At 69.3% G+C, this 21,895-nt stretch carries 24 protein-coding genes and 1 other RNA gene; 10 read left to right on the top strand and 15 right to left on the bottom strand.

Translation table 11 applies throughout. The features are described 5' to 3' along the window. Positions 1-184: 184 nt before the first annotated feature. The 3 genes from QSG27_RS08150 to QSG27_RS08140 all read right to left on the bottom strand — a co-directional run bounded on the left by QSG27_RS08150 (position 185) and on the right by QSG27_RS08140 (position 2,980). The gene (locus QSG27_RS08150; RefSeq protein ID WP_306704979.1) at positions 185-1,399 is read right to left on the bottom strand and encodes an aminotransferase-like domain-containing protein; all 1,215 of its coding nucleotides are present in this window, start codon (positions 1,397-1,399) and stop codon (positions 185-187) included. Positions 1,400-1,417: 18 nt separating this feature from the next. Further along, positions 1,418-2,410 carry a tRNA (adenosine(37)-N6)-dimethylallyltransferase MiaA gene (gene miaA, locus QSG27_RS08145; protein WP_306704977.1) on the bottom strand — a complete coding sequence of 331 codons (993 nt, stop codon included), beginning with the start codon at positions 2,408-2,410 and terminating at the stop codon, positions 1,418-1,420. Between the two features lie 81 nt (positions 2,411-2,491). After that, positions 2,492-2,980: a cupredoxin domain-containing protein gene (locus QSG27_RS08140; protein ID WP_306704975.1), complete on the bottom strand. Its 489-nt coding sequence runs from the start codon at positions 2,978-2,980 to the stop codon at positions 2,492-2,494. 147 nt (positions 2,981-3,127) lie between these two features. On the opposite strand from QSG27_RS08140, the gene serB reads away from it, so the two are divergent. Then, on the top strand, positions 3,128-4,039 hold the full coding sequence (serB, locus tag QSG27_RS08135) for a phosphoserine phosphatase SerB (protein ID WP_306704974.1): 912 nt from the start codon (positions 3,128-3,130) through the stop codon (positions 4,037-4,039). An 83-nt stretch (positions 4,040-4,122) separates the two neighbouring features. On the opposite strand, the gene QSG27_RS08130 is transcribed toward serB, so the two are convergent. The 4 genes from QSG27_RS08130 to hflK form a co-directional block, all read right to left on the bottom strand. Next, positions 4,123-5,652: a DegQ family serine endoprotease gene (locus tag QSG27_RS08130; protein WP_306704972.1), complete on the bottom strand. Its 1,530-nt coding sequence runs from the start codon at positions 5,650-5,652 to the stop codon at positions 4,123-4,125. A gap of 258 nt (positions 5,653-5,910) precedes the next feature. Beyond that, positions 5,911-6,099, bottom strand: a complete 189-nt coding sequence (locus QSG27_RS08125; RefSeq protein ID WP_306704970.1) for a DUF2065 domain-containing protein — start codon at positions 6,097-6,099, stop codon at positions 5,911-5,913. Positions 6,100-6,220: 121 nt separating this feature from the next. Further along, positions 6,221-7,168 carry a protease modulator HflC gene (hflC, locus tag QSG27_RS08120; RefSeq protein ID WP_306704969.1) on the bottom strand — a complete coding sequence of 316 codons (948 nt, stop codon included), beginning with the start codon at positions 7,166-7,168 and terminating at the stop codon, positions 6,221-6,223. A gap of 11 nt (positions 7,169-7,179) precedes the next feature. After that, positions 7,180-8,358: an FtsH protease activity modulator HflK gene (gene hflK, locus QSG27_RS08115; protein WP_306704968.1), complete on the bottom strand. Its 1,179-nt coding sequence runs from the start codon at positions 8,356-8,358 to the stop codon at positions 7,180-7,182. Positions 8,359-8,541: 183 nt separating this feature from the next. Between hflK and apbC the strand changes: the two genes are divergently transcribed. Next, complete coding sequence (gene apbC / locus QSG27_RS08110) at positions 8,542-9,699, top strand: iron-sulfur cluster carrier protein ApbC (RefSeq protein WP_306704964.1); 1,158 nt, start codon at positions 8,542-8,544, stop codon at positions 9,697-9,699. A 129-nt stretch (positions 9,700-9,828) separates the two neighbouring features. Next, entirely contained in the window at positions 9,829-11,634 is a 1,806-nt protein-coding gene (locus tag QSG27_RS08105; protein WP_306704962.1) for a monovalent cation:proton antiporter-2 (CPA2) family protein, read from the top strand. A 6-nt stretch (positions 11,635-11,640) separates the two neighbouring features. On the opposite strand, the gene QSG27_RS08100 is transcribed toward QSG27_RS08105, so the two are convergent. The 3 genes from QSG27_RS08100 to QSG27_RS08090 form a co-directional block, all read right to left on the bottom strand. Next, positions 11,641-12,438, bottom strand: coding sequence for an ABC transporter ATP-binding protein (locus QSG27_RS08100; RefSeq protein WP_306704960.1), 798 nt, complete (start codon positions 12,436-12,438; stop codon positions 11,641-11,643). Further along, positions 12,435-13,334 carry an ABC transporter permease gene (locus QSG27_RS08095; protein WP_306704958.1) on the bottom strand — a complete coding sequence of 300 codons (900 nt, stop codon included), beginning with the start codon at positions 13,332-13,334 and terminating at the stop codon, positions 12,435-12,437. Before QSG27_RS08095 ends, QSG27_RS08100 begins: the two co-directional genes overlap by 4 nt. 144 nt (positions 13,335-13,478) lie before the next feature. Continuing rightward, complete coding sequence (locus QSG27_RS08090; protein ID WP_306704956.1) at positions 13,479-14,444, bottom strand: ABC transporter substrate-binding protein; 966 nt, start codon at positions 14,442-14,444, stop codon at positions 13,479-13,481. 79 nt (positions 14,445-14,523) lie between these two features. Between QSG27_RS08090 and QSG27_RS08085 the strand changes: the two genes are divergently transcribed. Both QSG27_RS08085 and QSG27_RS08080 read left to right on the top strand, forming a co-directional pair. Beyond that, positions 14,524-14,715 (top strand): hypothetical protein, encoded by a 192-nt coding sequence (locus QSG27_RS08085; protein WP_306704954.1) that lies wholly within the window; start codon positions 14,524-14,526, stop codon positions 14,713-14,715. A 60-nt stretch (positions 14,716-14,775) separates the two neighbouring features. After that, positions 14,776-15,180 carry a DUF983 domain-containing protein gene (locus tag QSG27_RS08080; protein WP_306704953.1) on the top strand — a complete coding sequence of 135 codons (405 nt, stop codon included), beginning with the start codon at positions 14,776-14,778 and terminating at the stop codon, positions 15,178-15,180. Positions 15,181-15,203: 23 nt separating this feature from the next. Here QSG27_RS08080 and QSG27_RS08075 read toward each other — a convergent pair whose 3' ends face one another. Continuing rightward, positions 15,204-17,114 (bottom strand): O-linked N-acetylglucosamine transferase, SPINDLY family protein, encoded by a 1,911-nt coding sequence (locus QSG27_RS08075; RefSeq protein ID WP_306704951.1) that lies wholly within the window; start codon positions 17,112-17,114, stop codon positions 15,204-15,206. 144 nt (positions 17,115-17,258) lie between these two features. Between QSG27_RS08075 and ssrA the strand changes: the two genes are divergently transcribed. The 3 genes from ssrA to QSG27_RS08060 all read left to right on the top strand — a co-directional run bounded on the left by ssrA (position 17,259) and on the right by QSG27_RS08060 (position 18,595). After that, positions 17,259-17,635, top strand: a transfer-messenger RNA (tmRNA) gene (ssrA, locus tag QSG27_RS08070). Between the two features lie 31 nt (positions 17,636-17,666). Continuing rightward, complete coding sequence (locus QSG27_RS08065; RefSeq protein ID WP_407653187.1) at positions 17,667-18,221, top strand: SspB family protein; 555 nt, start codon at positions 17,667-17,669, stop codon at positions 18,219-18,221. Between the two features lie 5 nt (positions 18,222-18,226). Further along, a complete protein-coding gene (locus QSG27_RS08060) occupies positions 18,227-18,595 on the top strand; it encodes a TfoX/Sxy family protein (RefSeq protein ID WP_306704947.1) in 369 nt (122 codons plus the stop codon). 40 nt (positions 18,596-18,635) lie between these two features. Here QSG27_RS08060 and QSG27_RS08055 read toward each other — a convergent pair whose 3' ends face one another. Together QSG27_RS08055 and def are read right to left on the bottom strand one after the other, a co-directional pair. Continuing rightward, positions 18,636-19,343: a COQ9 family protein gene (locus QSG27_RS08055; protein ID WP_306704946.1), complete on the bottom strand. Its 708-nt coding sequence runs from the start codon at positions 19,341-19,343 to the stop codon at positions 18,636-18,638. A 1-nt stretch (position 19,344) separates the two neighbouring features. Beyond that, the gene (gene def / locus QSG27_RS08050) at positions 19,345-19,902 is read right to left on the bottom strand and encodes a peptide deformylase (protein ID WP_306704944.1); all 558 of its coding nucleotides are present in this window, start codon (positions 19,900-19,902) and stop codon (positions 19,345-19,347) included. 215 nt (positions 19,903-20,117) lie between these two features. Between def and rpsU the strand changes: the two genes are divergently transcribed. Next, positions 20,118-20,321, top strand: coding sequence for a 30S ribosomal protein S21 (gene rpsU / locus QSG27_RS08045; protein ID WP_012974546.1), 204 nt, complete (start codon positions 20,118-20,120; stop codon positions 20,319-20,321). A gap of 207 nt (positions 20,322-20,528) precedes the next feature. Then, a complete protein-coding gene (gene panB / locus QSG27_RS08040) occupies positions 20,529-21,353 on the top strand; it encodes a 3-methyl-2-oxobutanoate hydroxymethyltransferase (protein WP_306704934.1) in 825 nt (274 codons plus the stop codon). A gap of 69 nt (positions 21,354-21,422) precedes the next feature. Here the strand turns inward: panB and QSG27_RS08035 are convergent, their stop codons facing one another. Both QSG27_RS08035 and QSG27_RS08030 read right to left on the bottom strand, forming a co-directional pair. Then, positions 21,423-21,710, bottom strand: coding sequence for a DUF1330 domain-containing protein (locus QSG27_RS08035; protein WP_306704932.1), 288 nt, complete (start codon positions 21,708-21,710; stop codon positions 21,423-21,425). A 96-nt stretch (positions 21,711-21,806) separates the two neighbouring features. Next, positions 21,807-21,895: NAD(P)(+) transhydrogenase (Re/Si-specific) subunit beta (locus QSG27_RS08030; protein WP_253828409.1), on the bottom strand; the 89-nt coding region annotated here is incomplete at its 5' end.

The raw sequence follows: 21,895 nt of genomic DNA, 5'->3' as shown, positions 1-21,895 counted from the left end.
ACTAGACAATCCGCCGGTCTCCGGTCAACCCATTTTGCGAATGATCGAAAAGATTTTTTGCCGCAGTTTTTCCAAATATTTCGCAAGCTGGAAAGACCGCCTTCCCCGCAAAGCCGGCCCGCAAACGCGAACGGCCTGCCCCGCGGGTGCGGAGGCAGGCCGTTGCGCAAGGGCCGGCGGAGGGTTACGCCGCGACCGCCTGAAGCAGGCCGCAGAGGCGGCGGATGCCCTCGCGGATGCGCTCCGGGTTGTTGTTGGAGAAGCTGAGGCGCAGCGTGTTCTTACCCGACCGGTCGGCGTGGAAGGCGGAGCCGGGGACGAAAGCGACGTTGGCTTCCTTGATGGCGCGGGCCAGCAGGTCCGTTCCGTCGGTGCCCTCCGGCAGCTCGATCCACACGAACATGCCGCCTTCCGGCTTGGTCCAGGTCACCCCCGCCGGGGCGAAGTCGGCCAGCGCGGTGAGCAGGGCGTCGCGGCGCTCCTTGTAGCTTCCGCGCAGGCGGCGGATGTGCGCGTCGAAATTCTGCGACACCACGTCGTGCAGCACGATCTGGTTGATGGTGCTGGTGTGCAGGTCGCCGGCCTGCTTCATCAGCACCAGCCGGTTGATCACCTCCGCCGGGCCGTTGATCCAGCCGACGCGGAAGGCCGGCACCATCGTCTTGGAGAAGGAGCCGCAATAGATCACGTTGGTGATCTTGCCGCCGTTGCGGGCGGCGTCCAGCGCCACGATGGGCGGGATCGCCTCGCCGTCGTAGCGCAGCTCGGTGTAGGCCGCATCCTCGACGATCGGCACGCCGTGCTTGGCGCAGAGGTCCAGCAAAGCCTCGCGCCGGGCGCGCGACACGGTGGTGCCGTTGGGGTTCTGGAAATCGGGGACGAGGTAGAAGAACTTCGGCTTCTGCTCCAGCGCCGCTTCCACCGCGGCCAGCTCCGGTCCCTCCTCGTCGCCGGGGACGGAGAGATACTGCGGCTCGTAGGGGGAGAAGGCCTGGAGCGCGCCGAGATAGGTGGGGCGGGTCACCAGGATCTTTTCGCCCGGCCCGATCAGCAGCTTGCCCACGAACTCCAGCGCCTGCTGCGACCCGCTGGTCACCAGCACCTCGTCCAGCCCGGCCTGGATGCCGTGGCGGCCCATGTAGGCGCAGATCCATTCGCGCAGCGGCGTGTAGCCCTCGCTGATGGTGTACTGAAGCGCGCCGCCGGCCCCGGTGTTGGACTGGAAGATCTTCTCATAGGCGCGGGCGATGGCCGCGGTCGGGAAGAAGTCGGGGTCGGGAATGCCCCCGGCGAACGAGATGATCTCGGGCCGGTCGATCAGCTTCAGCAGTTCCCGGATTTCCGACGCCGTCATGCCGCCGACGCGGCCGGCGAACACATTTCCCCAATCGACCGTCACTTTCAATCCTCCTGAGGCTCAACGACGCAACGTCGTTTCAAGATAGGTCAGTATTGCTTCACTAAGCGGTCTTGAGTAGAGCGAATTGATCGTATGGCAGCCATGCAGAGCGGAGGCCGGCGGGCGGGCCGCGAGCTGGTGGCGGAACCATGTGACCTGCCGCTTCGCATAGCGGCGTGTGGATTGCTGAGCCAGGGCAATGGCTTCGTCCAGCGTCAGCGCGCCGCGCAGATGGTCGCGCAGTTCCGGTACGCCGAGCGCCTTCATCGCCGGCAGATCGGGATCGAGGCCGAGCGCGTCCAACCGCCGCACCTCCTCCAGCGCCCCCTGCCCCATCATCACGCGGAACCGGCGGTCGCATTGGGCGTAGAGCGCGTCGCGCGGCGGGTCGAGCACCAGCACGGAAAAGGCCAGCCCCTCCGGCGCGCCCTCCGCGCGCTGGGTCTGCCAGTGGGACAGCGGGTGGCCGGTGGCCTCCAGCACCTCCCAGGCGCGGGTCAGGCGGGTGGTGTCGCCGGGATTCAGCTTGGCCGAGGCCGGGTCGCGGCGGACCAGCTCTTCCCGGAACGCCGCGCCGCCGAGCTCCCGCAGGCGGACGTGGGCGGCCTTGCGGACCTCGTCGGGAACGGCGGGAACCGCGCTCAACCCTTCCATGAGGGTGCGCAGGTAGAGGCCGGTGCCGCCGACCACGATGGGCAGGCGCCCCGCGGCGTGGGCTTCGGCGATCCCGGCCAGCGCCATGTCGCGCCAGCGCGCGGCGGACCCGCGCTCCGCCGCCGGAAGCGTGCCGTAAAGCCGGTGCGGCACGCGCGCCAGATCTTCCGCCCCCGGACGGGCGGTCAGCACGTCCAGTTCGGCGTAGAGCTGCATGCTGTCGGCGTTGATGACGGTGCCGTCCAGCGCCTCCGCGATGTCGAGCGCCATGCCCGACTTGCCCGACGCCGTCGGGCCGCCGATCACCACCACATTCCGGTTCGGCACGTCCCGGTGCTGCGGGCTGTTCTGATTCATCGCGCCTTGCCTGAGGTTTCCTCCGGCAACAGCGTATGGCAGGGGAAGGCTCGCCTTGGCAAGGCCGCCGGGGGACGCCCGTCAGCGAACCGCGATCGTCCCGGTCATGCCGAAGCTGCTGTGGAGCGGCTCGTGGCAGGCCAGCGCGTAAGTGCCGGCCTGGACGGGCACAAACTCCACCACGTCGGTCTGGCCGGCGGGGATCTCCAGATTGACCAGGGCCGGCGTGTCGACCGGTCCCTGCGGGGTGGTGACCCGCCGCACCGCGATGGCCTTGAAGAAGCCTTCCGAGGTGAAGGTGTGTGCGACGTTCCCGCGATTCTCCAGCGTCAGGCGGTAGGGCACCCCCTGCTCGAAGGCCAGATGTTCGGGCTGGAAGGCGAATTCGGCCAGCTCGACCGTCACGGGGCGGGCCTGCGCCCAATCCACCGCCGCCACGCGGGCCGCCACGTCGCCGACATAGCCGGGCGGCGGGCGCTGCGCCAGATCGGTCCCGGTGCCGCAACCGGCCAGGATCAGGGTGGTTGCCAGAGCCGACGGGATGAGCAGGATGGAGCGCCGCTGAAGCATGGACAGACCCTCCCGTGATTTGAGCCGGAACGCGGCGGCGGACGAATGGGTCCCCGGCGCGGATTGTCTACAACGGTTGGCGGAGTGCCCCGGCTGTGGTACGGAGCGCGCGCGCCCTCCCCCAAGGCTTCTCCAGGATCGCCCGCCATGAGCGCTGTCGTTACGCTGATCGCCGCCGCCTCCGCCGTTCTCGACGAGCAGGCCGTGCAGGCCGCCCGCGCCTCTCTGACCGCTCTTGGCGCCGACACCGGCAAGCCGGACTGGCTGGCGCCGGGCCGCGCCTGCGACATCGCCGAGGAAGGGCTGGTGCCCGAGCAGGCGGAGGCCGCGGTGCGCCGCGCTCTGGCCGGTCTCGCAGCGGACGGCCTTTCCGTGGACGTCATCGCCCAGAAGCCGGCCAACCGGAAGAAGCGCCTGCTGGTCGCCGACATGGAATCGACCATCATCGAGCAGGAGATGCTGGACGAGCTGGGCGACTATGTGGGGCTGAAGGACCACATCGCCGCGATCACCGCCCGCGCCATGAACGGCGAGATCGACTTCAAGGGCGCGGTGCGCGAGCGGGTCGCCCTGCTGAAGGGCCTGAACGAAAGCGTCATCGACGAGGTGTGGCAGCGCGCCACCCTGATGCCGGGGGCCCGGACGCTGGTCGCCACCATGCGCGCCAACGGCGCCACCTGCGTCCTCGTCTCCGGCGGCTTCCGCTGCTTCACCGAGCGGGTGCGGAGCTGGGTCGGCTTCGACGACGACCGCGGCAACGTGCTGGAGGTGGTGAACGGCGTCATGACCGGCGCGGTCACGGAGCCGATCCTGGACAAGGACAGCAAGCTGGAAGCCCTGCTGGCCTACGCCGGGGAGCGCCATGTCCCGACCGTCGAGACCATGGCCGTGGGCGACGGCGCCAACGACCTGCCGATGCTGCTGGCCGCCGGGCTGGGTGTGGCCTATCACGCCAAGCCGACCGTGGCCGCCCAGGCCCGCGCCCGCGTGGACCACGGCGACCTGACCGCCCTGCTGTTCGCCCAAGGCTACCGGATCGGGGAGTTCGTGGAGGGCTGATCGCCCACCACCGCAACCTCACAAAGAAAAAACGGCACCGGCGGTTTCCCACCGGTGCCGTTTCCGTTTCGGCAGCGCCCCGGTCAGCCCTGGCTGAGCGGGATGGCGACGAAGCGCAGGTCGCCGTGACGGTCCACCAGAAGCAGGATGGACTTCTTGCCCTGCTCCTTGGCCTTCTGGATCTTCGAGGTCACGTCTTCCGGCTTGCGGACCTCCTCCTGGCCGACCTCGATGATGACGTCGCCGGCGCGGATGCCCTTTTCCGATGCGGTGGAGTTGCCCGCCACCTCGGTCACCACCACGCCCTTCAGCTCGGGCTTGATCTCGAACTGCTGGCGCAGCTCCGGCGTGATGTTGGTCAGCTTCAGGCCCAGCGTCTCGGTCGGCTTCTGGGCCGGGGCCTGCTGCGGCTGGCGGCGCTGCTCGTCCGGATTGGCGGCGAGAAGGCCGGATTCCTCGGCGGCCTCAAGCTCGCCCACCTTCACCTGGAGCTGCTGGGACTTGCCCTTGCGCCACACCTCGATCGGGACGGCCTTGTCGATCGGCGTTTCGGCGACGACGCGCGGCAGGCGGCGCATCTCGTTGATTTCCTTGCCGTCGAACTTGGTCACCACGTCGCCCGCCTGGATGCCGGCCTTGGCTGCCGGGCCGTTCGGGGTGACGGAGGCGACCAGCGCGCCCTTGTGGCCCTGAAGCCCCAGGCTCTCGGCGATCTCCGGGGTCACGCCCTGGATGCGCACGCCCAGCCAGCCGCGGCGGGTCTTGCCGTATTCGCGGAGCTGCGCCACCACCTGCTTGGCGAGGTTGGACGGGATGGCGAAGCCGATGCCGACCGAGCCGCCCGACGGCGAGAAGATCGCCGTGTTGATGCCGATGACCTCGCCGTTCAGGTTGAACATCGGGCCGCCGGAGTTGCCGCGGTTGATCGAGGCGTCGGTCTGCAGGAAGTCGTCGTAGGGGCCGGCGTTGATGTCGCGCTGGCGGGCCGAGATGATGCCGGCGGTGACCGAGCCGCCCAGGCCGAACGGGTTGCCGATGGCCAGCACCCAGTCGCCCACGCGCATCGCGTCCGAATCGCCGAAGGGAACGGCGACCAGCGGGTGGTTCGTGTTGATCTTCAGCAGGGCGACGTCGGTCTTCGGGTCCTTGCCGATCAGCTCCGCCTTGATGTTGGTGTCGTCCTGCAGGATGACGGTGATCTCGTCGGCGTCCTGGATGACGTGGTTGTTGGTGACCACATAGCCGTTCTTGGCGTCGATGATGAAGCCGGAGCCGAGCGAGGTGGACTTGCGCGGCTGCTGCGGCTGGTCCTGCTGCTGGCGGTCGAAGAAGTCGCGGAAGAACTCCTCGAACGGCGAGCCCGGCGGGAACTGCGGCAGCTCGGGGCGGGCGCCCTGCTGGCGCTGCGGCACCGCCTGGCTGGTGGAGATGTTGACCACGGCGGGCAGCAGCTTTTCCGACAGGTCGGCGAAGCTGGTCGGCGCCGGGCGCGACTGGGCCATGGCGGGGGTGCCGACGGCGGCGGACAGCCCCAACAGGAGAGCGGCGATCAGCGGCACGACGCGCAGCCGGCGGCCAAAATCGGCGCGGTGGATGGGGTGGTTCGGGTTCAACTCAGCTCTCCCTGCCGGATGTCCGGCACCTTCTTGTTCCAATCGGCCATCTGTTCCGATCGGCCCGCGGATTCCGTCGGGAATCCGGGTCCGAGGGGGCGCTTCGCCGATCCGTTTGCCGGATGTAGGCCGCGCGCGGCGCCGCTTCAAGCGAACGCGCACGGGGCCGATCCGCAACGGAGGACGCGCGAGTATAGGAAACCGAGTATGGCCGGAAAATGGCGGCGCGGTCCAGCGACGCGCACGCGGCAAAGGGCGTCAGGCGCCCCGCAGAAGCCAGACGAATCCGACCCCGGCCATCGCCGCCGCCAACCCGGCGGCGCGCAGCCGGTTTTCCGGCATGGTCAGCGCTTCGACGATCATCCGCCGCATCGCGGACGGAAACAGCGCGTACAGCACGCCCTCGATCACCAGGACCAGGGCCAGCGCGGTGAGAAAATCCGTCATCGGTCGGGCGGCACTTCGGGCAGGGAGACGAAATTCGGAAGAAAGACAAAATTCGGGTGGGGGAACGGAGCCCCCACCCCCCCTCCCCGTGGGACGGGGAAGGGGAATCGAGCGCGAAGCCTTACTGCTGCTGGGCCGTCGCCGGAGCCGGCGCCCGCTGCGGCGCCGGAGCGCTGCCCGCCGCCGGAGCCGGCTGGCCGTTGCCACCGCCGGTGATGTCGCCGAAGTAGCGGAAGAACTCGCCGGTCGGGGACAGCACCATGGTGGTGTCGTCCTTGTTCAGCGACTTCCGGTAGGCTTCCAGCGTCCGGTAGAAGCTGTAGAACTGCGGGTCCTGCGAGGTCGCCTCGGCGATCATCTTCAGCGCCTGGTTGTCGCCTTCACCGCGCAGGATCTGCGAATCGCGCTGCGCTTCGGCCAGGATGACGGTGCGCTCGCGGTCCGCGCGGGCGCGGATCTGCTGCGACTGCTCCTGACCCTGGGCGCGGGCCTCGGCGGCTTCGCGCTCACGCTCCGACCGCATGCGGGCGAAGATCGACTGGCTGGTCTCCTCCGGCAGATCGGCGCGGCGGATGCGGACGTCGACGATCTCGATGCCGAAGCGCTTGGCCTCGTCGTTCACCTGGCCGCGGATGTCGTTCATCACGCGCGGACGCTCGTCCGACAGGATGGCGAGCAGGGTCACGCTGCCGAGAACGCGGCGCAGCGCCGAGTTCACGATGGCGTTCATGCGCGTCTCGGCCACCGCCTCGTTGCCGGCGGTCTGGTAGAAGCGCAGCGGGTCCAGGATGCGGTAGCGCGCGAAGGCGTCCACGTCCAGGCGCTTCTGGTCGGCCAGGATGACCTGCTCCACCGGCGGGTCGAGGTCGAGCACGCGGCGGTCGAGGATGCGGACTTCCTGGATGAAGGGGATCTTGGCCTTGAGGCCGGGATCGCGGAGGACGCGCACCGGTTCGCCGAACTGGAGGACGAGCGCCTGCTGCGCTTCGTTCACCGTGAACAGCGAGGCCGAGGCGAGAACGCCCGCCACGAGGATGCCGATGCCGGCCACCAACAGACTGCGGTTCATGGCATCCCTCCTCAGCGGGCCGGCTGCTGCGGCTGGCCGGCAGGCCGCGCCGCCGCCGGAGCCGGCTGAAGCTGGTTGAGCGGCAGATAGGGGACCACGCCCTGGGCGCCCTGCGCGTTGCCGTCGATGATGACCTTGTTGGCGCCGCGCAGGATTTCTTCCATGGTCTCCAGATACATGCGCTTGGCCGTCACGTCCTTGGCCGCGGAATAGGCGTCGTAGACCTTGCGGAAGCGGTCGGCGTCGCCCTGGGCCAGGTTCACGACCTGCTCGCGGTAGGCCGAGGCTTCCTGGATCAGCCGCTCCGCATCGCCTCGGGCGCGCGGGATCACGTCGTTCCGGTAGGCTTCCGCCTCGTTGCGGGCGCGTTCGCGGTCGGCGCGGGCGCGCTGCACGTCGTTGAAGGCGTCGATGACGGGGGCCGGCGGGTCGGCCTTCTGCAACTGCACCTGCGTCACCTCGATGCCCGCCTCGTAGTCGTCCAGCATGGCCTGCAGGAGCTGGCGGGTGGAGGTTTCGGTCTGCTGGCGGGCCTCGGTCAGGGCCGGCTGCAGGTCGGTGCGGCCGATCACCTCGCGCATCGCGCTTTCCGCCGCCTTCTTCACGGTGGCTTCGGGGTCGCGGATCTTGAACAGGTACTGCCCCGCGTCCTTGATGACCCAGAAGACGGTGAAGTCGATGTCGATGATGTTCTCGTCGCCGGTCAGCATCAGCGATTCGTCGGGAACGTCGCGGTCGCCGCGGCGCCCGTCGCCGGCGGAGCGGTAGCCCACCTCGATCCGGTTGACGCGCGTCACCTTGGGCATCAGCACCGTCTCGATGGGCGACGGCAGGTGGTAGCGCAGGCCGGGCTGTTCGGTGCGCACCCACTGGCCGAAGCGCAGGACGACGCCCTGCTCGTCCGCCTCGACGCGGTAGATGCCGCTGGCCAGCCAGACCGCGGCCAGGATGCCGATGACCAGGGCCACGCCCCGTCCGCTGCCGACACCGCCGGGCATGACCTTCTTCAGGCGGTCCTGGCCGCGGCGCAGCAGATCCTCAAGGTCCGGCGGCTGCGGCCCGCCCCCGCCGCCACCGCCGCCACCGCCGCCACCCGGCGGACGGCCCCACGGATTCTGACCGCCGCCACCGCCCGGCGGAGGACCCCAGGGGCCGCCACCGCCACCCCCTCCCTGATTGCTCCACGGCATTCCGTTCGTTCCCCTTCGCGCTCTCACAATTCTTGGGACGGAATTTCCAGACGGCAAATCGTTTCCGGACCGTCCGATCCCTTTACCATTATTGTCCGCCGGCCCTATAGTGCCTGTCCCTTCGGGGAAGGATTTTACCGACGGATATCCGCCAATATCGGGAAGGAAGCGGAGTTTTCAACCATGGCGCAGGTCAGCGAAGCTCAAGTCCTTGAAGTTCTGAGGACGGTTGTCGATCCGGAACGGGGCAAGGACATCGTCAGCCTCGGCATGCTGTCCGGACTCGTCGTGCGCGGCGGCAACGTCGCCTTTTCGATCGAAGTGGACCCCAAGCGCGGCGCCCAGGCCGAGCCGGTGCGCCACGCCGCCGAGAAGGCGGTGGAGGCCCTGCCGGGCGTCCTGTCGGTCACCGCGGTCCTGACGGCGCACCGCGCCGCCGGCCAGGGCCCCGCCCCGCAGCAGGCCCACGGGCACTCCCATGGCGGTCACGGCCACTCCCACGGCCACTCCCACGGGCAGCCGGCGGAGCAGAAGCCGCTGGTGCCGGGCGTGAAGGCCATCGTCGCCGTCGCGTCGGGCAAGGGCGGTGTCGGCAAGTCCACAACGGCCAGCAACCTGGCGCTCGCCATGGCGGCGAACGGGCTGAAGGTCGGGCTTCTCGACGCCGACATCTACGGTCCGTCCATGCCGCGCATGCTGGGCATCTCGGGCCGCCCGACCAGCCACGACGGCCGCATCCTGGAGCCGATGGAGAATTACGGCATCAAGGTGATGTCGATGGGCTTCCTGGTCGCCGAGGACACGCCGATGATCTGGCGCGGCCCGATGGTGATGAGCGCGCTCCAGCAGATGCTGCGCGACGTGAACTGGGGCACTCTGGACGTGCTGGTGGTGGACATGCCGCCGGGCACCGGCGACGCCCAGCTCACCATGGCGCAGCAGGTGCCGCTGGCCGGGGCCATCATCGTCTCCACCCCGCAGGACATCGCCCTGCTGGACGCCCGCAAGGGGCTGAACATGTTCCGCCGGGTGGACGTGCCCGTCCTCGGCATCATCGAGAACATGAGTTACTTCTGTTGCCCCAACTGCGGCCACCGCACCGACATCTTCAGCCACGGCGGCGCCCGCAAGGAAGCCGCGGACCTGGGCATGGAGTTCCTCGGCGAGATTCCGCTGCACCTCGACATCCGCGAAACCTCCGACCAGGGCCAGCCCATCGTGGTGTCGCAGCCCGACTCGGAGCACGCGAAGGCGTATCGCGGGATCGCCAAGCGGGTGTGGGAGAAGATCGCCGGCGAGCAGGGACCGGCGCGCGCCGCTCCGCGGATCGTGGTGTCGTAAGGGCGCACTTGCCCCCACCCTTCCCTCCCCTGCGACAGCGGGGGAGGGAAGGGTGGGGCGGTACTTTGACGGGGCAAGCGCCCCCACACCTCCCATATTCCGTCCCTCGACACAGCGGGGACGGGGCCGATGCCGGATTTCGTGACGTTGGTGGTGCTGCTGGCCGCCGTGGTCCTCGCGGTTCCGGTGGCCAAGCGATTCGGCTTCGGCGGGCCGCTCGGCTATCTCGCCGCGGGGCTGATCATCGGGCCGGGCGGACTCGGTCTGGTGACCGACGTGGAGGCGATCCGGCACGTCTCGGAACTCGGCGTCATCATGCTGCTGTTCCTGATCGGGCTGGAACTGCGCCCCGCCCGCCTGTGGGTGATGCGCCGGTCGGTGCTCGGGCTCGGCGGCGCACAGGTCGCGGTGACCGCCTGCCTGATCGGGGCCGCCGCCGTCCTGCTGGGCTTTTCTCCCGCCGCGGCGGCGGTCGCCGGCTTCGGCCTGTCCCTGTCCTCCACCGCCATGGTGCTTCCCATGCTGGCGGAGCGGGAGTTGCTGACCACCAACGCCGGGCGCAGCGCCTTTTCCATCCTGCTGTTCCAGGACCTTGCCATCATCCCCGCGGTGGCGCTGCTGCCCCTGCTCGGCCACGGCGCCGGGGAGGTGCCGGACGCCGGGACGGCGTGGCTGGCCGTGCTGAAGGCCGCAGCCGCGGTGGCGGCGATCCTGGCCGGCGGACGCTACCTGCTGCGCCCGGTGCTGCGTGCCGTGGACGGCGCCCGAACGCCGGAGATCTTCACCGCCACCGCCCTGCTGATCGTGCTGGGCACCGCGATTTTCGCCGCCTGGGCGGGCCTGTCGATGTCGCTCGGCGCCTTCATGGCCGGGGTTCTGCTGTCCGATTCGGAGTACCGGCACGAGGTGCAGGCGGACATCGCGCCATTCGAGGGGCTGCTGCTCGGCCTGTTCTTCGTGTCGGTCGGCATGGGGGCCGACGTGGCGGCGCTGATGGTGGAGCCGCTGCGCTACCTGTCGCTGGCGCTGGGGCTGATGGCGCTGAAGGCGGCGGCGCTGTTCGGGCTGGCCCGCCTGTCCGGCCTGCGTCCCGGCGGGTCGGCGCGGCTGTCCACGGTGCTGAGCCAGGGGGGCGAGTTCGGATTCGTGCTGTTCGGGCTGGCCGTCGGCGTCGGGGCGATGACCGGGGAGCACGCGGCGGCGGCCATGCTGGTGGTCACGCTGTCGATGATCGCCACCCCCTTCGTCTTCGCGGCGGAGGAGCGCTGGCTGGCGCCGCGCCTGATCGTGAAGCCCGCCCGCCCCTTCGACAGCATCGCGCCGGACGGCGAACCCCCGGTCATCATCTGCGGCTTCGGGCGGGTCGGCCAGATCGTCGGGCGCGTCCTGAGGCTGCGCGGCATCCCCTTCACCGCGCTGGAGCAGAGCGCCGCCCAGGTCGATTTCGTGCGCCGCTTCGGCAACAAGGTCTATTACGGCGACCCGTCGCGGCTCGACCTGCTGCGCGCCGCCGGGGCCGACAAGGCCAAGGTCCTGGTGGTGGCTCTGGAGGACGTGGAGCAGTCGCTGCGCGTGGTGGAGCTGGCGAAGCGCCATTTCCCGCAGCTCGTCATCCACGCCCGCGCCCGCAACCGCCGCCACGCCCATTTTCTGATGGACCGCGGCGTCACCCATTTCGTGCGCGAGACCTACGATTCCAGCCTGCGGCTGACCGGCGGCGTGCTGGAATCGCTGGGCCTGCCACCGGAGGAGACGCGGCACACGCTGGACACCTTCCGGCAGCATGACGAGCGCACGCTGATCCGGCAGCACGCCGTCCACCACGACGAGAACCGCCTGATCCAGACCTCCCGCCAAGCCGCCGCCGAACTTCAGGCCCTGTTCGAAGCCGACCGCGAGGAGCGGGAGGAGGACCGGGACCGCAAGACCGTCTGATGCGGCTCAGCCGATCAGCAGGCTGTCGTCGGTGATGTCCTCGCCGCCGCGCTGCTTGGCGAACAGCGCCAGCAGATGCGGCACGTCCAGCCCGGCGCGCTGCTCCCCGGACACGTCCAGAACGATCCGCCCCTCGTGCAGCATCACCGTGCGGTCACCGTAATCCAGCGCCTGCCGCATGGAGTGGGTGACCATCAGCGTGGTCAGCCGGTTCTCCTCGACGATGCGGCGGGTCAGACCCAGCACGAACTCCGCCGTTCCGGGGTCGAGCGCCGCCGTGTGCTCGTCCAGCAGCAGGATCTTCGACCCCGCCAGCGTCGCCATCAGCAGGCTGACCGCCTGCCGCTGCCCGCCGGACAGCAGGCCCATGCGGTCGTGCAGCCGGTTCTCCAGCCCCAGCCCCAGCTCCGCGATGCGGTCGCGGAAATGGCGGCGGCGGTCGCCGCGCAGGGCGAAGCCCAGGCCGCGGCGCCGCCCGCGGGCGGCGGCCAGCGCCATGTTCTCCTCGATGGTGAGCGCGGTGCAGCTTCCGACCATCGGGTCCTGGAAGACGCGGGCGACCAGCGAGGCGCGCTTCGGAGTCGCCCAGCGGGTGACGTCCACCCCGTCGATGGCGATGCTGCCCGTCTCTGCGATCACGTCGCCGGCCAGCGCGCCCAGGAAGGTGGACTTGCCGGCGCCGTTGGAGCCGATGACCGTAACGAACTGCCCTTCCGGGATCGTCAGATCGACGCCGCGCAGGGCGTGCTTTTCCAGCGGGGTGCCGCGCCCGAAGGTGACGTGGATGCCGTTGACCGTGATCATCGGGCGGCCTCCCTCTTCTTCGACGCGGCCTTGAGCCGCATCCGCGGCAGGATCAGCGCCACCGCGACCAGGACGGCGGTGACGAGGTTGAGGTCGGACGCCTGGAGCCCGATGGCGTCCGCCGACAGCGCCACCTGCACCGCGAGGCGGTAGAGGATGGAGCCGACGACGCAACCGACCAGCGCCCACAGCATCGCGCGGGCCGGCAGCACCGTCTCGCCGACGATCACCGCGGCCAGACCGACCACGATGGTGCCGATGCCGGTGGTCACGTCGGCGAATCCGTTGGTCTGGGCGAACAGCGCGCCGGCCAGGGCGCACAGCCCGTTCGACAGGGCCATGCCGGTGTAGGTGTGGAAATCCGTCTCCACGCCCTGCGCGCGGGCCATCCGCGCGTTGACGCCGGTCGCCCGCATGGCGAGGCCGAACTCGCTGTTCAGGAAGCGGGCCAGCAGCAGAACGACCGCGACGACGACGACCAGCACGACCAGCGGGCGCACCACATGGTCCGCCAGCCCCAGCCCGTAGAAGGGCGTCAGCACCGTGTCCTGCATCAGCAGCGCCACGTTCGGGCGCCCCATCACGCGCAGGTTCACCGAGAACAGCGCGATCATGGTCAGGATGCTGGCCAGCAGGTGCAGGATCTTGAAGCGGACGTTCAGCGTCGCCGTCACCAGCCCGGCCAGCGAACCGGCCAGCGCTGCAACGAGGCTGGCGATCCACGGGTTGACCCCGGCGACCAGCAGCGTGGCGCAGACCGCCGCACCCAGCGGGAAGCTGCCGTCCACCGTCAGGTCCGGGAAATCGAGCACCCGGAAGGACAGGTACACGCCGAGGGCGACCAGGGCGTACACCAGCCCGATCTCGACGGCCCCGAAGAAGGCTATTTCACTCATGCTTGGTCCTTGGGGAGTGTCGCGCAGGCCCCCACCCAACCCTCCCCCGCTTCGCAGGGGAGGGCTTTTCTCCCCCCCCCCCGCGAAGTGGGGGGAGGCCGGGAGGGGGGCCCAGCGCCTGAACGTCCCCCTCAACGAAACAACTTACTGCCCGACCACCTTGGCCGCGCGCTTGGTCACCGCCTCGGGGATGGTCACGCCCATCGCCGCGGCGGATTTGGGATTCACGAACAGGTCGGAGCCCTTGGCGAAGGTCACCGGAACATCGCCCGGCTTCTCTCCCTTCAGGATGCGGGCGACCACCTCGCCGGTCTGGTGGCCCACCTGGCGGTAGTCGAAGCCGATGGAGGCCACGGCGCCGCGCGCCACGCTGTCGGTGTCGGCCGAGAAGACCGGCAGCTTGGCCTGCTGGCCCACCGCCACCACGCTCTCCAGCGCCGAGACGACCGTGTTGTCGAGCGGGACGTAAACCGCCTCCACCTTGCCGACGAGGCTGCGGGCGGCGGGCTGGGCGTCCGCGGACTTGGTGGCGGTCGCCTCGACCACCGTCAGCCCGGCCTTCTGCGCCTCGTCCTTCAGCGCCTTCACCAGCGAGACGGAGTTCGGCTCACCGGGGTTGTAGAGGACGCCCAGACGCTTCACCGAAGGGACGATCTCGCGGATCAGCGCCACATGCTCGGCCACCGGGGCCATGTCCGACACGCCGGTGACGTTGGCGCCCGGCTTCTCCAGGCTCTTGACGAGCTGCGCGCCGACCGGGTCGGTCACGGCGGTGAAGACCACCGGGATGTCGCGGGTGGATGCCACCACCGCCTGGGCGGAAGGGGTGGAGATCGGAACGATCACGTCCGGACGGGCGCCCACGAACTGGCGCGCGATCTGCGCCGCGGTGGCGGGGTTGCCCTGGGCGCTCTGATACTCGACCTTAAGGGTCTCACCCGGCGTGAAACCCGCGGCCTTCAGCGCCTCGACCACGCCGTCGCGGGTGGCGTCCAGCGCCGGATGCTCGACGATGGCGGTGATGGCGACGGTCTTGGTCTGCGCGAACGCGGCGGTGCTGGACAGCGCGGCGACGGCGGCGGCGGCGAGAAACAGGCGGGTGATCGTCATGGCTCCAGGCTCCCGGAGTGGGTTTGTGCATCCCGTAGACGCCCAGGGGCCGGTCCGTCAACTGCCGGAGCAGGAATCGATGAGCGAAGATCCGCGCGACACCCGAATCCGCGAGCTTGAGGCCGCCGTCGCCGACATCGCGGCGGAGGCCCGCGCCGCCGCGCACGCCCTGTGCGCCCATGAGCTTCAGATGCGGCTGGAGAACATCGCCCGCCGTGTGGAGGCCCTGCGCGCGGTGCAATCCCGGCCCGCGGAAACCGGAACGGCGTGACGATCGGTCGCTCCCTTCCCATATGACGCCCTTCGGGGAGCGGAACGCAGAGGGACGGTGATGACGGCGGAGAACAGGGCGGCGGAAGACGGCACTCAGGACGGCACGCGGTCGAAGACGACGGCGGCGCTGCGCGGGCTGATGGGCAACTGCCCGGCCTGCGGACGCGGGCGGCTTTTGAGGAACTACCTGAAGCCGGTGGACCACTGCGCCCATTGCGGCGAGGCGTTCGGCCATCTCCGCGCCGACGACGCCCCGCCCTGGATGACGATCCTGATCGTCGGCCACATCGTCATCCCGGCGCTGCTGTCGGTCGAGCAGAGCTATGAGCCCGCAACGTGGGTGCATCTCGCCATCTGGCCGGCGCTGACGCTTCTGCTGACGTGGCTGCTGCTGCCGCGCTGCAAGGGCGTGGTTCTGGGCCTGCTGTGGAGCACCGGCGCGCCGGGGTCGGAGCGCGCCTGATCCTCTTCGGTCGGAACCCAGGTTCAGTCGAAACTCAGGGAGAAGCTCGCCCGCCCCTGCCCGGCCTGGAAGCGCTGCCACATCACCCCGAAGGCCGCCTCCAGAGCGCGGGTGAAGCGCACGCCGTTCAGCGCCGGGGACGCCGCCAGCCGGTCCCGCAGGCCGCCGCGCAGAGCCGCCAGCCCCGCCGGGTCGGCCACCAGGGCCGCCGCCTTGGCGACGTAAGCGTCCGGCCCGTCCGCCACCAGATCGGACAGGCCCGCCGAGGCGAGATGCGTCACCGAATGGCGGGCGCAGAAGCGGTCGCCGCCCAGAGTCACCACCGGCACGCCCATCCACAGCGCCTCCAGCGTCGTCAGGCCGCCGGAATAGGGGAAGGGGTCCAGCGCCACGTCCACCGCGCCGTAACCGGCCAGGAAGTCCCGGTGCGGCGCCCCGCCCCGCAGGTCCACCCGCGCCGGGTCGAGCCCGGCCCGTTCGAACAGGGCCAAGGTGCGGTCGGCGGTGCCCGCGTCGTCGAAGCCCGGCGTGCGCAGCACCAGACGGGAGCCGGGCACGGCCCCCAGCACGCGCGCCCACAGCGCCGCGACCTCCGCGTTCAGCTTGGGAAGCGCGTTGAAGGAGCCGAAGGTGGCGTGACCGCGCGCGGCCAGCGGCAGGGGCGCCACCGGCGGTGCGTCCTCGGGCGGTGCCCAGGGGACATAGGCGTCGGGCATGCGCACGATGCCTTCGATGCACCAGCCGTCCGCTCCCGCCGGGCTCTGCCGCGCGTCGGAGATGAGATAGTCCATGGCCGGCAGGCCGGTGGTGCCGACATAGCCCGCCCAGGTCGCCTGCACCGGCGCCGCCCGCCGCGCGAAGACCGGCAGGCGGTTGCCGAAGGTGTGCCCCGCCAGATCGACCAGGATGTGGATGCCGTCCGCCTGGATGCGCTGGGCCAGCGCCTCGTCGTCCATGCCCGTGGTCCAGACCCAATGGTCGGCGTGGGCCATCAGCCGCTCCGTCTTCCAATCGGGGTTGGCGGTGTTGGCGTAGCACACGGTCTCGAAGGCGGCGCGGTCGTGGTTCGCCAGCACCGGCTCCAGGAAGAAGCCCACGGGATGCGCGCGGAAGTCCGGCGAGACATAGCCGATGCGCATCTTCGGCGCCGGAGCGGCCACCGCGGGCGCCGGGCGGTCCGGGTGGCGGACGCCCCAGTCGGCGTGCGCCTGGGCGACGGCCGGCATGGCCAGCCCCGGCGCGAACTGCATCAGATAGAGGCGCGAGGCGTGCAGCGAATCGACGGTCGGGTGCTGCGCCGCCACATCCCCGATCTCCGCCAGGGCCTCCTCCGCCCGGCCCTGCATGGCGAGCACGCGCGTGGCGCGGTTGGCCCGCACCTCCGCGCGGCCCGGCGCAAGCGCGAGGGCGGCTTTGTAGGCGTCGTCGGCCTCGCTCAGCCGGTTCATCTCGGCCAGCGCGTTGCCGAGGTTGTAAGGGTGCACCCAGTTGGCCGGGTCGAGCCGTCCGGCGCGCCGGTACAGCACCACCGCCTCTGCCCGCCGGGCCTGGGCGCGCAGCAGCACGCCCAGATTGGCGACGGCGGCCAGCGTCTTGGGGTTCAGCGCGATGGCGCGGCGGAAAAAGGCCTCCGCACGGGCGGAATCGCCGGCCCGGCGCACCGCCTCCGCCATGGTGAGCAGCCCGTCCATCGCCATGTCCAGCGACGGGTCGAGGTTCAGCGCCCCGGCATAGGCGTTGGCCGCCCCGGCGACGTCGCCCAGGCTTTCCATCACCAGCCCGTAATTGGCCCACCAGACGGGGACCGTGGGATAGGCGGCGATGGCCCGTCCGATCAGGTCCAGCGCCTCGTCGAACCGCCCGGCCTGCGCGGCGACGAGACCTTGGCGGTGAAGGCCGTCGGCCTCGTGTGGCGTCACCGGGGGCGGCGTCATGGCGGTTGCTCCTGCGGGGTGTGATGGCGGCTTGGGGGGACCGGCACTCTACGTCCCCGCGAAAGTCCCGTCACCCTGAAAGCCGGAGCCCAAAACGGGTGCCGGGATGCGGCGCGGCGCCCGTTCGACAGATTCCGCGGCCACCCCCTTTCCATCTTCGGACGAACGGCTTATATTGGGAGCGTCGGCAGCCGCCGACTATGGCGATAAACGCCTTGCGGAATAAGCGTTGTGGACCCGGGGGCGGTACCCGGCGCCTCCACCAAACAAACCACCGGTCTCTCGGGCGTTGCCGTTGGGAGCGGGTTCGTTGGGGGCGAAATAGGATCGACACGCGTGGTAAAGGCATGGTCTTCGCTCGGCATGGTTCCGCCGTTATCGGGCCATTGCAATAGTTGCCAACGACAACGTTGCTCCGGTCGCCGTTGCCGCCTAACCGCGGTAACTGACCGAAATCAATCCCCGATGGGTAGCACCTGAGGGTGGGGCCGTGGGCCGCCTAGCAACAGAAGGCCCACACTTACCCGTCTGGCGTTAAGGACCCGCCCAAGAATGCCGAGAGAGCAGTTGCGTTATGACCGCATGGTCGAGGCCGCCTTGCGTGGCGTCGTCCGTGACGCGCTCCGTCAGGTGACGGACCGTGGGCTCCCCGGCGATCATCATTTCTACCTGACCTTCCGGACGGGTTACCCGGGCGTCGACATTCCGGAATATCTGGCGTCGCAGTATCCCAACGAAATGACCATCGTCATCCAGTACCAGTTCTATGGGCTGGAAGCGCTGGACGACCATTTCGAGGTGACGCTGAGCTTCAACAACGTGCATGAGCGGCTGGTTATCCCCTACGCCGCCATCACCACCTTCGCCGATCCGTCGGAGAATTTCGCCCTCCAGTTCCAGCCCGTGGAGCCCGCCGAATCGGCGGAGGTCGCCACCATACCGGCGCGCGACGCGCCGGAGAAGAAGGCTGCGGACGGCAAGGACGGGGCGAAGCCGGCGGTCGCGAAGCTCGCGAAATCCGATTCGGCCAAGGCCGATCCGGACCGATCCGGCGAAGAGCCGAAGCGCGGCGAGGTCGTGGCGCTCGACGCCTTCCGCAAGAAATAAGCCCCATGGCCCTGGCGCCGGTCAGCGAACTCGTCCGTTTCCTGTGCGAGTCGCTGGCCCCGCTGGGCATCGTGTCGGCACGCCGCATGTTCGGCGGCTACGCCCTGTATTGCGACGGCATCGTCTTCGCGCTCGTCGCCCACGACGTCCTGTATTTCAGGACGGACGATGGCAACCGACCCGATTACGAGGCGCTGGGCCTGCGCCCCTTCAAGCCCCTCGACGACAAGCCGACGGTCATGCCCTACTTCCCGCCACCCGACTCGGCGCTGGACGACCCGGACGAGCTGATGCTCTGGGCGCGCCCGGCCCTGGCGGCGGCGATCCGCGTCGCCGCCGCCAGGAAGCCGGTCCGCAGGAAGGCGAAAACCTAAAGCGGAATGAGTCTAAAGCGAACGTCCGTTCGCTTTAGACTCAAATATTCTCCGCCATATGGGTGGAGGCGTTCTCCGCCGGCGCGCTGCCGGCGCGCTGGCGGATCTGGCGGGCGAAGCGCGCGGGGCTGGGCAGGTGGCTCAGCAGGCGCCCGGCGCGCCCCATGGCGGACATCGCCTTGCCCATGCTCATCACGTCGTTCAGGCGGCGGTCCACGAAGGCCCAGGTTTCCGCATGGCCTTCCGACCGGTCGTCGAGCCAGTAGAAGGTGGCGGAGCTGAGAACCGCCGCCAGCGTGGCCCGCTTGGTGTAGTGGTTGAAGTCGGTGGCGGTGTCGCCCGCCGCGAACCACATGGCGTCCACCGTGCGGTACAGCATGCTCAGCCCCATGCCGAGATTCTGCGGCATGGCGAGATGGGCGAGCAGCCGGCGCTTGGCCTCCATATGTGGCTCCAGCACCTCGAAATGGCTGCGGATGGCCAGCGCGATCTTCTCGCGCACCTTCATCTCGTCCAGGGGATGCTTGTCCAGTTCGGCCAGCATGCGGCGGTCGGTCCAGGCGCCGAAATGCTCCACCAGTTCCGGCACGCCGCCGGGAAAGGCGCGGTGCATGGTCGCGGCGTCATAGCCGGTCATCTGCGCGCCGTCCCGCAGAGCCTGGAGGCTCCAGCCGTCGAACACGATGTTGGGCAGCGTGGACAGCAGGATGTCGTCCCGCACCACGTCCATGTCCAGGGCAGCATCCATGTCAGTCTCTCCCCTCTTCCCGGCCCGAATCCAGCCTGACCAGCGCCTCGGCCACATGATGCGCTTCGTCGGTGAACGCCAGATAGCGCAGATCGGTCATCCGGTCGATGTAAAGCACGCCGTCCAGGTGATCGCACTCGTGCTGGATCACGCGGGCGTGGAATCCCGACGCCTCCCGCTCGATGGGTTCGCCGTCCAGCCCGACGCCGCGGTAGCGGATTCGCGCGAATCGCGGAACGATGCCGCGCAGGTCGGGAATCGACAGGCAACCCTCCAGCCCCGGCAGCACGGCGTCGCCCAACGGTTCGATGACCGGGTTGACGAGCACCGTGGGTTCCACCGATTCGCTGCCGGACCGCTCGCCGGGCACGCGGAACACGATCATCCGCAGCGATTCGTGGACCTGCGGGGCCGCCAGCCCGACTCCGGGCGCGTCCAGCATGGTGTCGATCATGTCGGCGGCCAGCCGCCGGATGTCCGGGGCGGTGGGGTCGGGCACGGGGGCCGCGACCTTGCGCAGCACCGGATGCCCCATGCGGGCGATTTTCAACAAGGCCATGCCCTATTATCTGGGAGCCGCGGCCCGCCGGGCAACCGTTTCGCCCACGCCTTCCCGCTTCGGGCTTTTCATGATGGAAAGACTCCGCTTCACAGACGGCCTCGTCCGTGCTACATAAAGGTCCACACAAGGGGTGCGCCCGAAAGCGCATGCCTATTGCATGCCTGTTTGTTGCTTCACAGCAACTCGGCTCACTTGAAAGGGTGACGGTTAACGTGCAAGTTCTGGTCCGAGACAACAACGTCGATCAGGCCCTCCGCGCGCTGAAGAAGAAGATGCAGCGCGAGGGCATTTTCCGGGAAATGAAGCTGCGCCGGAACTACGAGAAGCCCTCGGAGAAGCGCGCGCGTGAGAAGGCTGAGGCGGTGCGTCGCACCCGCAAGCTGCTCCGCAAGCGTATGGAGCGCGAGGGCTATTAATTTCCGGGCGCGTTTCGCGCCGGATTGACAGGCGCGCCTCGGTGCGCCGGGCATCCATGCGCGTTCGCGCGCTTGCCCCTCTTGTGTCCTGCACCTGCCGCCCCGCGTCTGCGCGTGGGCGGTTTTGGTGCATCTGCGGTATGCTTCACCGCACAAAGAATGCCTGAAAAAAGATCCCTGTAAAAAAGATCAAGGGGAGGGTCGCCAATGAGCGCATCCAAGGACATTCCGCGCGTCTCCGTGCCGGCGCTGCGCGCACGCAAGGGCGGCGAGCCGATCGTCTGCCTGACCGCCTACACCACCCCGGTCGCCCGGCTGCTGGACCCGCATGTGGACCTGCTGCTGGTCGGCGACTCGCTGGGCATGGTGGTCTACGGCTTCGACAGCACGCTTCCGGTCACGCTGGACATGATGATCGCCCACGGCGGCGCCGTGGTGCGCGGCTCGCGCCACGCCTGCGTGGTGGTGGACCTTCCCTTCGGCAGCTATCAGGAAAGCCCGCAGGTGGCCTTCCGCAACGCCGCCCGCGTCATGGCGGAGAGCGGCGCCCAGGCGGTGAAGCTGGAAGGCGGGCTGGAGATGGCCGAGACGGTCGCCTACCTGACCACGCGCGGCGTGCCGGTGATGGGCCATGTCGGCCTGCTGCCGCAGTCGGTCAACGCGCTGGGCGGCTACAAGGCGGTTGGCCGCGACCCGGAGGCGGCGGAGCGCATCCGCGCCGACGCCCGCGCCATCGCCGAAGCCGGCGCCTTCTCCCTGGTCGTGGAGGGCACGATGGAGTCGCTCGCCCGCCAGATCACCGAGGACGTGGCCGTCCCCACCATCGGCATCGGCGCCTCCCCCGCCTGCGACGGGCAGGTTCTGGTGTCCGACGACATGTTCGGCCTGTTCGGCGAGTTCCAGCCCAGGTTCGTGAAGCGCTACGCCCAGCTCGGCGCCACCATCGGCGAGGCCGCCGCGGCCTACGCCGCCGAGGTGAAGGCCCGCAGCTTCCCCGGTCCGGAACACTGCTTCGGTGTGAAGAAGGCGTAAAGGGGACCGATCCTCTCAAAATAAAAGCCGTGCGCCACCGCACGGCTTTTCCGTTTTCAGGATTGGCGTTCAGGCGCCGTCCACCACGATCATCCGGAAATCGGCGGCGCCCTTCCGCGCCTCGCGCGCTTCGCGGTACTCGGGGCTGTCGTAGAAGGCCTTGGCGGCGGCGTAATCCGGGAATTCCAGGATGACCACGCGGTTGGGCTGCCAGCCGCCTTCCAGTTCCTCCGCCTGTCCGCCGCGGGCGATGAAGCGTCCGCCGTTCCTGGCGACCGCGTTCGGCGTCAGCTTCTTGTAATTCTCATAGGCTTCGGGATTCGTCACGTTCACGTCGGCGATGATGTAGGCGGGCATGGCGTCCTCTCTCCGTTTCTTGTCGGGGCAAAAAAGAACCCCCGGGGCGAGCCTGCCCCGGGGGTCCATCCTACCCCACGGCCGTGACGGCGCGGGTCACTCCATCGACTTCACGACCTCTTCGGTGACCTTCTTGGCGTCGCCGAAGAGCATCATGGTGTTGGGACGGAAGAACAGCTCGTTCT

Origin of the sequence: Azospirillum isscasi (genome assembly GCF_030849505.1) — a bacterium.
Taxonomy (GTDB): Bacteria; Pseudomonadota; Alphaproteobacteria; order Azospirillales; family Azospirillaceae; genus Azospirillum; species Azospirillum isscasi.
This window is presented reverse-complemented; position numbering and strand designations above follow the sequence as displayed.

What these genes read in the sequence shown, in the direction of transcription:
- QSG27_RS08035 (WP_306704932.1), bottom strand. Translation starts at nt 21,710, where the DNA reads ATGCCCGCCTACATCATCGCCGACGTGAACGTGACGAATCCCGAAGCC.
- QSG27_RS08080 (WP_306704953.1), top strand. Translation starts at nt 14,776, where the DNA reads ATGACGGCGGAGAACAGGGCGGCGGAAGACGGCACTCAGGACGGCACG.
- QSG27_RS08090 (WP_306704956.1), bottom strand. Translation starts at nt 14,444, where the DNA reads ATGACGATCACCCGCCTGTTTCTCGCCGCCGCCGCCGTCGCCGCGCTG.
- QSG27_RS08105 (WP_306704962.1), top strand. Translation starts at nt 9,829, where the DNA reads ATGCCGGATTTCGTGACGTTGGTGGTGCTGCTGGCCGCCGTGGTCCTC.
- QSG27_RS08075 (WP_306704951.1), bottom strand. Translation starts at nt 17,114, where the DNA reads ATGACGCCGCCCCCGGTGACGCCACACGAGGCCGACGGCCTTCACCGC.
- hflK (WP_306704968.1), bottom strand. Translation starts at nt 8,358, where the DNA reads ATGCCGTGGAGCAATCAGGGAGGGGGTGGCGGTGGCGGCCCCTGGGGT.
- apbC (WP_306704964.1), top strand. Translation starts at nt 8,542, where the DNA reads ATGGCGCAGGTCAGCGAAGCTCAAGTCCTTGAAGTTCTGAGGACGGTT.
- QSG27_RS08125 (WP_306704970.1), bottom strand. Translation starts at nt 6,099, where the DNA reads ATGACGGATTTTCTCACCGCGCTGGCCCTGGTCCTGGTGATCGAGGGC.
- serB (WP_306704974.1), top strand. Translation starts at nt 3,128, where the DNA reads ATGAGCGCTGTCGTTACGCTGATCGCCGCCGCCTCCGCCGTTCTCGAC.
- QSG27_RS08140 (WP_306704975.1), bottom strand. Translation starts at nt 2,980, where the DNA reads ATGCTTCAGCGGCGCTCCATCCTGCTCATCCCGTCGGCTCTGGCAACC.
- QSG27_RS08095 (WP_306704958.1), bottom strand. Translation starts at nt 13,334, where the DNA reads ATGAGTGAAATAGCCTTCTTCGGGGCCGTCGAGATCGGGCTGGTGTAC.
- QSG27_RS08065 (WP_407653187.1), top strand. Translation starts at nt 17,667, where the DNA reads ATGCCGAGAGAGCAGTTGCGTTATGACCGCATGGTCGAGGCCGCCTTG.
- panB (WP_306704934.1), top strand. Translation starts at nt 20,529, where the DNA reads ATGAGCGCATCCAAGGACATTCCGCGCGTCTCCGTGCCGGCGCTGCGC.
- def (WP_306704944.1), bottom strand. Translation starts at nt 19,902, where the DNA reads ATGGCCTTGTTGAAAATCGCCCGCATGGGGCATCCGGTGCTGCGCAAG.
- QSG27_RS08060 (WP_306704947.1), top strand. Translation starts at nt 18,227, where the DNA reads ATGGCCCTGGCGCCGGTCAGCGAACTCGTCCGTTTCCTGTGCGAGTCG.
- QSG27_RS08055 (WP_306704946.1), bottom strand. Translation starts at nt 19,343, where the DNA reads ATGGATGCTGCCCTGGACATGGACGTGGTGCGGGACGACATCCTGCTG.
- QSG27_RS08100 (WP_306704960.1), bottom strand. Translation starts at nt 12,438, where the DNA reads ATGATCACGGTCAACGGCATCCACGTCACCTTCGGGCGCGGCACCCCG.
- hflC (WP_306704969.1), bottom strand. Translation starts at nt 7,168, where the DNA reads ATGAACCGCAGTCTGTTGGTGGCCGGCATCGGCATCCTCGTGGCGGGC.
- QSG27_RS08085 (WP_306704954.1), top strand. Translation starts at nt 14,524, where the DNA reads ATGAGCGAAGATCCGCGCGACACCCGAATCCGCGAGCTTGAGGCCGCC.
- miaA (WP_306704977.1), bottom strand. Translation starts at nt 2,410, where the DNA reads ATGAATCAGAACAGCCCGCAGCACCGGGACGTGCCGAACCGGAATGTG.